Source organism: Streptomyces sp. DH12, from assembly GCF_020873895.1.
Classification (GTDB): Bacteria; Actinomycetota; Actinomycetes; order Streptomycetales; family Streptomycetaceae; genus Streptomyces.
This window is the reverse complement of the sequence record NZ_JAHWGT010000055.1, coordinates 22,422-31,050: the sequence shown is the minus strand read 5'-3', so window position 1 is coordinate 31,050 and position 8,629 is coordinate 22,422. Positions and strand designations below refer to the sequence as shown.

Sequence of the window (8,629 nt, the reverse complement as noted above, 5' to 3'; positions counted from 1 at the left end):
GGGGGGTGGGGCGGGGCCCCCTACCGGCCGCCGTTGTATGGGCCGTACGGGCCGTCGCTGCTGGAGCCGCGGGGGCCGCGGCCGCCGCCGGACACCTGCCGCAGGGCCGGGCGGACGTCCACCATGAAGACGATGGTCGCGATCAGCCCGGCGATCTGGAGGATCAGCATCGGCAGGAAGAGGTCGACGACGACCGTGACGCCCAGGATGATCAGCCAGAAGGACTTGCTCTGCTTGTCCGCCGCCCGGTAGGCGTCCTCGCGGGCCAGGGCCGCGAAGACCAGCGCGACGACCGCGAAGACGAGCATCGCGATGAACAGCAGCCCGATCAGCGAGTTGAAACCGGACATCAGCATGGTGAGCACCGCCTAGTAGGTGGATGGAGCGCCTCGCGGCCAAGGTACCCGTACAACGCTCCGTGTTCCGTGAATGTGCCCGGCCGGGCCGCCGGCAGACCTGGCCGGGCCGGTGCGGTCACTTCTCGCCGGCGGGCTCCGACGGGGTGTCGTTCTTGCGGGTGGTGGTCCTGCGGGTGGCCGTGCGCCGGGCGGCGGGCTTTGCGGCGGGCTCGGCGTCGCCGGCCGCCGAGGTCTCGGCCGCCGAGGTCTCGGCCGTCGCGGGGTCGGTCGCCTTGGTGTCGTCGGCGTCCGGCGTCACCGTCCCGCCGTTCTGCGCCGGGGTGCTGCCGGGCTCGACGGCGATGGCGATCTCGGTGATCTCCTCGGCCGCGTCGCCCCGCCACGTCCGGACGGTCTGCTCGCCGTGCTCGGCGACCTTCTCGTACGCCTCGCGGGCCTTCACCGCGTACTCGGCCGCCGCTCCGACGCCCCGCAGGGCCAGGCCCTGGGCGGTCTCGCCGAGCTTCTTCAGGTCCGTGTCGAGGCTGCCGACCAGCTCGGTGACCTTGGCCTGGAGCGTGGCCTGCGCCTCCTTCGCCTGCGTGCTGACCTTCTCCTGGACCGCCTTGGGGTCGGTCTTGCGCAGTTCGTCGATACGGGCCGGGGCCTCGGCGGCGATTCGGCGGGCCTGCTGCACGGCGAGGTCGGCGGTTCCGGCGGCGAAGTAGAGGGGCGTGCGCAGCTCGTCGATGATGGCCATGGTGTGGGGTCCTCCCGTGTCGCGGTGTTCGTTCTCGTGGAGTCGTCGCGGTCAGAGTTCGGTGGATCCTGTGCCTGCTGCGGCATCACCCGCGCCAGAGGCCGTGCCCGGTCCGCCCGGGGCCGTGCCCGGCCCGTCGGACGTCGTGTCGGGTCCGGCGGGGGCCGTGTCGAGCCCGTTCTCCTTGCGGAAGGACTCGTAGATCTGGAGCAGGACCTGCTTCTGCCGCTCGTTGATGGACGGGTCGGCGAGGATGGCGGCCCGCGTCTCCAGCTCGTCGCGGTCCTGCTCGTCCAGGATCCCGGCGCGGACGTACAGCGTCTCGGCGGAGATCCGCAGCGCCTTGGCGACCTGCTGGAGGACCTCCGCGCTCGGCTTGCGCAACCCGCGCTCGATCTGGCTCAGGTACGGGTTCGACACCCCGGCGGCCTCCGCGAGCTGCCGCAGCGACAGCTGCGCGGTGCGCCGCTGCTCGCGCAGGTACTCGCCGAGGTTGCCGACGTTCAGTGATGCCATGCCCCGATGGTGCACCACCTTCGCTAACAATTGCAAGCAGACGCTTGCAGGAGTTAGCCATTCGGGTGTGTCGCGCTGCCGTGCGACGCAGCCGGCAGCAGACGGAAAGCCCACAGCCGACAGTCGAAGACCGAAGGCAGAAGGCAGAAGGCAGAAGGCAGAAGGCAGAAAGCGGAACGCCGTGTCCGCCTGCCCCCGCGCCCGGTCGGTACACCCCGCTCCGGCGCGACGGCTGGGCCGAGACGGCCGGGTCCGACGGCCAGGCCGCGGGATCCTCGATGCCCTCCCGCATCCTCGATCTTGCTCTGAAGATCGTCGTGTTGGAGGCTGAGGCATGCATACCCTGCCGACCTTCGTCTTCGTTCACGGCGCCTTCGCCAACTCGTTCTCGTTCGCGCCGCTGCAGGCCGAACTCGCCCTGCTCGGGCACCGCTCGGTCGCGGTGGACCTTCCGGGGCACGGGTTCGAGGCGACCTTCCCCGCGGCCTACCAGGCCCCCCAGGACTTCGACGCGCTCGCCGCGGAGCCGGGGAGCATCAAGGGGGTCACCCTCGCCGACAACACCGCCCGCGTCACGGAGGCCCTCGAACGGGCCAAGCGGAACGGGCCCACCATCCTCGTCGCCCACAGCAGGGGCGGCATCACGGCCACCGCCGTCGCCAACGCCCGGCCCGACCTGATCGACCGGATCGTCTACGTCTCCGCCTGGTGCCCCGTCGACCTGGACGTGAACGACTACTACGCCCAGCCGGAGATGGCGGACGTCGACGCGGGGGCCTTCGCCGCCAGTCTCGTCGGGAACCCGGCCGAACTCGGCCTGCTCCGCGTCAACTTCCGCACCGCCGACCCGGCGGCGCTCGCCGCCTTCAAGGGGGCGTTCGCCGCCGACCTCACCGATGACGAGTTCCGGACCTTCCTGAACACCTTCCAGCCCGACGAGAACCTCGACGTCGGCACGTCCGCCGACCGGGCACAGGCCACCACCTGGGGCCGTATCCCCAGGACCTATGTGCGCCTGGCCGCCGATGCCAGCATCCCCCTCGCCGCGCAGGACCGCATGATCCGCGAAGCCGACGCGCTGACCCCCGACAACCCCTTCGACGTCCGGACCCTGGAAGGCAGCCACCTGCGCTGGCTCGTCCACCCGAAGCCCGCCGCCGAGTTGCTCGCCGACCTGGCGGCGCGCTGATTCCCCGCCACACCGGCGCCGGCACCCTCCCGGGCGGGGCGGGCACGGGCGCGGGCGGGGGCGGTGCCGGTGTGGCGGTAGGAGCGCCGGGCCGCCTCGCGTGAGCGGGTCCTGGCCGGCCCGGACCGCCGGCCGGCCGGGGCTTGGGGGCGCCCTCCTGGCGGCAGCCGGCTGCCGTGGGGCGAGAGGAGCCGGCTCGTCCCATCCGGCCGGCCATGGCCACCGCGGCTCAGCGCCTCACCGGGCCCCCGCCCCCGGGGGCGGCCCGCTCGCGCCCGTACCCGTGGCCACCGGGCGTTCCGACGGGCGGCCCCAGTCGCTCCACGAGCCGTCGTACACGGCGAGCCCGCCGTACCCGGCGATCTCCGCGCCCAGGGCGAGGACGCAGGCCGTCACGCCCGAGCCGCAGCTGAACAGCAGCCGCTCGGCGCGCGCCCCGGCCAACGGGGCGAACAGCTCCCGCAGTTCGGCGGCCGGGCGCAGTCGCCCGGTGCCGTCCAGCAGGTCGCCGAACGGCAGGTTCACCGCTCCGGGCATGTGGCCGCCCCGCAGTCCGGTCCGCGGTTCGGGTTCGGTACCGGCGAAGCGGCCTCGCGTGCGGGCGTCCAGCACCACCGCGGCCGGGTCCGCGAGCGCCGCCGTGACCGTCCCGGCGCCGACGAACCACCCCGGTCGCGGCCGCGCGGTGAAGTCGCCCGGCACCGGGGCCGCGGCGTCCGGCGCGCACTGCTCCACCGGCAGCCCGGCGGCGGTCCAGGCGGGCAGGCCGCCGTCGAGCACGGCGACCCGGTCGAAGCCCATGGCCCGCAGCATCCACCAGGCGCGGGCGCTGGAGTGGATGCCGGCGGTGTCGTAGACCACGACGGTGCTCGTGTCGTCGACGCCGAGGGCGCGCAGGCCCTCGGTGAAGGCGGCCGGGCCGGGCATGGTGTGCGGCAGCGGCGAGGTGCGGTCGGAGAGCGGGCCGTCGAGGTCGAAGCGCCGCGCCCCCGGAACGCGTCGGCCGGCGCCCCGGTGCGCGCCCACCGACGCGTCGAGCACGACGAGTCCGGGCGTGGTGAGGCGGGCGGCCAGCCACGCCGGATCCACCAGGGGCCGGGGAAGCGCGGAGCCCGCCGCGGCCGGCGAAGCCCCTGCCGGTGCGTCGGACGGACCGCGGGCGTCCCCCCGGCTCCCGGCCGATCCGGTGAGACCCGGGCCGACCTCCCGATTCCCGGGGGATGCGGCGGGACCCCGGTCGACGTCCCGGTTCGGCTCCCGGGCGGGGTGCTGTGCGTGGTTCTCCCTGCCGGTCACGTGCATGTGTCCTCCTCGGGACGGTCGTCGGTCCTCACGATCGGCAGCGCCGTCAGCTCGTCGACCGCCGCCGCGCACGCGGTGCCGCTCGGGGCCGTCAGTACCGCCATGCCCAGCCGGTCCGCCGACGACCTGAGCGGGGACACCGGGTCCCCGGGTTCCACCTCGACGTCCCACCCCACCACCCGGCCGGTCGTGAGCCGGGGCCGGGGCGCCACCGCCGTAACGCGGCCGGGCGGCGCGGTGAGGAACACGGTCGCCGCGGCAGCCGCCACCGGACCTCCCGGTTCCCGGCGCGGGCGCGCGCCGACGGCCCAGCCGAGGGCGGCGCGCCGCCAGTCGATGCCGCGGGTGAGGCGTACGAGGTCGGCGATGCCGTCGCCGCCTGGCCGGTTGTGCGTCTCTATGACGGTGACGCGGTCGCCGTGGACCTTGACCTCGGTGTGCGCGGGACCGTCCGCCAGCCCGACCGCGTCGAGGAGTTCGGCGACGGCCCGCTCCACGCGCAGGCGCCCCGGGCCGTCGAGGGAGGGCGCCGGCATGAGGTGGGCGAGTTCGACGAACCCCTCCCCCGTCGTGCGCTTCTCGGCGATGCCGAGGCAGGTGTGGCGCCCGCCGGACGACAGGGTCTCGACGCTGTACTCCCGTCCCGGGACGTACCGTTCGAGCAGGGTGGCGGGGGTCCGGCGGTCCGACGGCAGGTCGGCGGGGGCGCGGACGAGGGTGACGGCGTTGCTGCCGGTGCCCGCCACCGGTTTCGCGACGACCGCGGTGTCCGGGCCCCCGTCGAAGAGGCGCGCCACCGCCTCCGGGTCGTCGCCCGCCGCGAACGCCGGGTTGAGGTGCGGCGCCGCGCGGGCCAGCGCCCGGCGCATCGCGAGCTTGTCGCGGGTGGTGCGTACGGCCTCCGGTGGGGCGCCGGCCGCGCCGACTCGCCGCGCCGCGACGGCCGCCGGTTCGAGTCCCAGCTCGGTCAGCGAGACGACGGCGGCCGGGGCCAGGGGCCGCAGCACGGCGTCGACGAAGGCGAGGAAGGTGGGGGCGTGCTGGTAGTCGACGGAGTACTCCGCCGGGGCCTGGTGCGTCGTGGACTTCCGCGTGTCCGGGTCGGGCGCGCCGCGGCGGGCCGGGGCGAGGGGGACGCGGTCGTGTGGGGCCCGGTCGAGGGGGGCCGCGCCGGGCAGCCGTACGTGGACCACGTCGACGGGCAGGGTGGCCGCCGCCCGCGCGACCGCCGCGTCAGCGCCGAGGACGACGAGCGTCACAGCGCCCACAGCGCCCACAGCGCCCACGGCACCCACGGCACCCGCGACGTCCACGGCGCCCGCGCCCCGTCCCTCGGGTCTCCGGGGCGCCTCTTCCGCCACCGCTCCCCCAACTCCCCCACCTCCCCCACCCCCTCGGCTGATCGTAACCGTCCACCCGGCTCACGCCGCCCCGGTCGGCTCGGCCAACTGCCGTGGCAGCGGCCGGGTGTGGAGCACCTCCAGCCGGGAGACCGCGCGGGTGAGCGCGACGTACAGGCGGTGGGCGCCGCGCGTCTCGGCGTCGACGACGGCGGCGGGTTCGGCGAGGACGACGTGGTCGTACTCCAGGCCCTTCGCGAGGCCCACCGGCACCACGGTGACGCGGGGGGCGCCGGCGGCGGCGTCCCCGGGGTGGCCGGTGGCGAGGCCCGCCGCCGCGAGGGCGCCGCGCAGCTCGTCGTACGCGTCGTCCGGGGTGATGACGCCGATCGAGCCCTCGCGGTCGAGCGCGGCCCGTACGGCGTCGACGACGGCGGCCGCCAGGTCGGGCACGCGGCGGACGCCCACCTCGCCGTCCCGCCGTACGGAGCGGGCGGGCGGTACCGCGACGTCGAGCGTGTCGAGCAGCCGGTTGGCCAGGTCGACCACCGGGCCCGGTACGCGGTAGCCGGCCGTCAGGGCGGTGATCCGGGCGTCGGGGCGGCCCAGGTGGGCCAGGTGGTCCCGCCAGTCGCGGGCGGCCCACGGGGTGGTGCCCTGGGCGAGGTCGCCGAGGACGGTGAGGGACCCGGAGGCGGCGGTGCGGCGGGCCACGGCCCGGCACTGCATGGGTGACAGGTCCTGCGCCTCGTCGACGACGATGTGGCCGTACCCGGCGGGCCGTTCGAGGAGCGCGGCCAGCTCGTCGAGGAGGAGCAGGTCGGCCGGTGTCCAGCGGGCGGAGCGGTACGAGCGCGGGGGCCGCGTCCAGCGGATGGCGGCGCGTTCGGCGGGGGCGAGGGCCTCGTCGCGGGGGTCGGTCAGCACGTCGGCGAGCACCTGCTCGGGGGTGGTCCTGGGCCAGCAGGCGTCGACGAGTTCCGCCACGGGCCGCGCCCGCGCGACGCGCCGTTCCCAGGCGGCGCCCACCGGGCCCGCGCGCCGCTCGGCGCGGTCCCGCAGGGCGCGTACGAAGCGGCTGCGGACGCGTTCGCGGCCGACGGTGTAGGGCGGGGCCTCGGCCCGTACCCGCGCGACGGCGGCGGCGAGGTCGTCGGCGGGGACGCGCCAGCGGTAGGCGCCGTCCGGGACGACGAGTTCGGTGGTGGGGGCGGTCACCCGCGTGTGGAGGGCCCTGCGCAGGACGTCGGCCATGCGGGCGTCGTGCTTCACCAGCGCCGCCGCGGCGGTGTCCTCGGCGCGCGGTCGGTGGCCGACCGTGCGGGCGACCTCCTCCTCGACGGTGGTCTGGCGCACGTCCCGTTCGCCCAGGGCGGGGAGGACCTCGGCGACGTACGCGAGGAAGGCCCGGTTGGGGCCGAGGATCAGCAGTCCGCCGCGCTCGACGCGGCGCGGGTGGGTGTAGAGGAGGTAGGCGGCGCGGTGCAGGCCGACGGCGGTCTTCCCGGTGCCGGGCGCGCCCTGTACGCACAGGGACGTGCCGAGCGGGGCGCGGACGAGGTCGTCCTGCTCGGGCTGGATGGTGGCGGCGATGTCGCGCATCGGTCCGACGCGGCGCCGTTCGATCTCCGCGGCGAGCAGCCCGCGGGGAGCGCCGGAGGGGGTCGGACCGGCGGCGGGGGCGGTGAGGTGCTCGTCCTCCAGGCCGGTGAGGTCCGCGGCGTCGCCGCGGCTGTACGGGGCCCAGCCGAAGCGGCGGCGGACCCGCACGCCCTGGGGGTCGTCGGGTCGCGCCTGGTAGAACGCGCGGGCCACCGGCGCCCGCCAGTCGACGACGAGCGGTGGTTCGGCGGGGTGGCTGCTGATGCGGCGGCGGCCGATGTGGTGGTGGCGAGCACCCGCAGCACCGCGACGACCTGGCCGGCCGCCAGACGCGCGCCGACACCGCCGCCGAGCGCCTCGGCCAGCGCGCCCTCGGCGGCGGCCTGGTACCCGTGGAGGCGGGCCACCAGGCTCGGCGTCCCGTACAGCAGCCGCTGGAAGGCGAGGACGGCCGGTTCGTCGCTCAGCCCGGTGACGGGGTCGCGCCGGTGGAGCCCGTCGAGGAAGTGCCGGTGCAGCGCCGCGAGCGGCGGGACGCCCGCCGGACGCCCGGCGACCACCCGGGCGGCCTCGTCGCGGTGGTCGGCGAACCGGTGCACGACCAGGTCCTCCTTGGTCGGGAAGTAGCGGAACAGCGTCGGCTTCGACACCTCCGCCGCCGCCGCGACCTCGGCGACCGACACCCGGTCGAAGCCGCGCTCCAGGAAGAGCGCGATCGCCGTGTCGGAGAGGGTCCGGTACGTCTGCTGCTTCTTCCGCTCCCGCAGCCCGGGGGCGGCGGACGCGTGCGGGGCGGCCGGCTCAGCCATCGGAGCCCTCCACCAGGATCCGGACGCCGTCCAGCAGCCGCTCCAGCCCGAACCGGAACTCGTGGTCCGGGTCGTCCGGCTGGTCCAGCACCCCCGACTCCAGCGCCCGCGCCACCCGCGGGTACCGCTCCGGGTCGGCGAGGCGCCGCAGGGTGCGGACGTACCGGGCCATGACCTGCTCGGGCGTCTCCCCGGTCGCGGCCACCGCGGCGGCGAGGTCGGCCGTCATGCCGGCCTCGCTGCGGACGAACCCGCCGACCAGCAGCACCACGGAGATCTTGGCGCCCTCGTCCAGCGGCGTCCGCGCGAGCGCCTCCATGCCCGTCTCCCACCAGGCCACCGAGTTGGGCGTGGCCGGGGGGCCGGAGATCGGGACGCGCAGCAGCCAGAGGTTCCGCCGGAACACCGCGCGCTGCGCCCACGCCCAGCGGGTCAACCCCTCGCGCCAACCGGTGCCCGGCGGGGCCGGGGCGGGCGGGGCACCGAAGGCGGCGTCCTGCATGAGCACGTACAGCTCGTCCTTGGCGCCGACGTACCGGTACAGGGACATCGTGGAGACGCCGAGCTCCTTGGCGACCCGGCCCATGGACACCGCGGGCAGCCCTTCGGCCGCCGCCACCGCGACCGCCGCGTCGACGATCGCGTGCACGCTCAGCCCCGGCCGCGGCCCCTTCGCGGGGCGTTCGCGCAGGCCCCAGGCGGCCTCCAGACCGGGCGTGAGCCCCGTACCGCCGCTGTCCTCCACCGGTGCCACCCTCCAGCCGACCACCCGA

7 protein-coding genes and 2 pseudogenes are annotated in these 8,629 nt (G+C 76.0%); 1 reads left to right on the top strand and 8 read right to left on the bottom strand.

Annotation, left to right across the window (positions count from 1 at the left end; genetic code table 11):
- Positions 1–20 precede the first annotated feature (20 nt).
- From LPA54_RS31300 to LPA54_RS31290, 3 genes are all read right to left on the bottom strand, one after another.
- Entirely contained in the window at positions 21–356 is a 336-nt protein-coding gene (locus LPA54_RS31300; RefSeq protein ID WP_228984124.1) for a DUF2516 family protein, read from the bottom strand.
- A gap of 118 nt (positions 357–474) precedes the next feature.
- Positions 475–1,098 carry a hypothetical protein gene (locus tag LPA54_RS31295; protein ID WP_228984123.1) on the bottom strand — a complete coding sequence of 208 codons (624 nt, stop codon included), beginning with the start codon at positions 1,096–1,098 and terminating at the stop codon, positions 475–477.
- A gap of 51 nt (positions 1,099–1,149) precedes the next feature.
- Positions 1,150–1,614 (bottom strand): helix-turn-helix domain-containing protein, encoded by a 465-nt coding sequence (locus tag LPA54_RS31290; RefSeq protein WP_228984122.1) that lies wholly within the window; start codon positions 1,612–1,614, stop codon positions 1,150–1,152.
- 334 nt (positions 1,615–1,948) lie between these two features.
- Between LPA54_RS31290 and LPA54_RS31285 the strand changes: the two genes are divergently transcribed.
- The gene (locus LPA54_RS31285; protein ID WP_228984119.1) at positions 1,949–2,803 is read left to right on the top strand and encodes an alpha/beta fold hydrolase; all 855 of its coding nucleotides are present in this window, start codon (positions 1,949–1,951) and stop codon (positions 2,801–2,803) included.
- 237 nt (positions 2,804–3,040) lie between these two features.
- Here the strand turns inward: LPA54_RS31285 and LPA54_RS31280 are convergent, their stop codons facing one another.
- From LPA54_RS31280 to LPA54_RS31260, 5 genes and pseudogenes are all read right to left on the bottom strand, one after another.
- Positions 3,041–3,892 carry a sulfurtransferase gene (locus LPA54_RS31280; protein ID WP_228984117.1) on the bottom strand — a complete coding sequence of 284 codons (852 nt, stop codon included), beginning with the start codon at positions 3,890–3,892 and terminating at the stop codon, positions 3,041–3,043.
- Between the two features lie 203 nt (positions 3,893–4,095).
- Positions 4,096–5,373, bottom strand: coding sequence for an ATP-grasp domain-containing protein (locus tag LPA54_RS31275; RefSeq protein WP_228984116.1), 1,278 nt, complete (start codon positions 5,371–5,373; stop codon positions 4,096–4,098).
- A 153-nt stretch (positions 5,374–5,526) separates the two neighbouring features.
- Positions 5,527–7,338: pseudogene (locus tag LPA54_RS31270) on the bottom strand (ATP-binding domain-containing protein); the annotation flags it as partial.
- Positions 7,335–7,856, bottom strand: a pseudogene (locus LPA54_RS31265) (TetR family transcriptional regulator); the annotation flags it as partial. The pseudogenes LPA54_RS31265 and LPA54_RS31270, both read right to left, overlap by 4 nt.
- The gene (locus tag LPA54_RS31260) at positions 7,849–8,610 is read right to left on the bottom strand and encodes a TetR/AcrR family transcriptional regulator (protein WP_228984125.1); all 762 of its coding nucleotides are present in this window, start codon (positions 8,608–8,610) and stop codon (positions 7,849–7,851) included. The pseudogene LPA54_RS31265 and the gene LPA54_RS31260, both read right to left, overlap by 8 nt.
- Between the last annotated feature and the right edge of the window lie 19 nt (positions 8,611–8,629).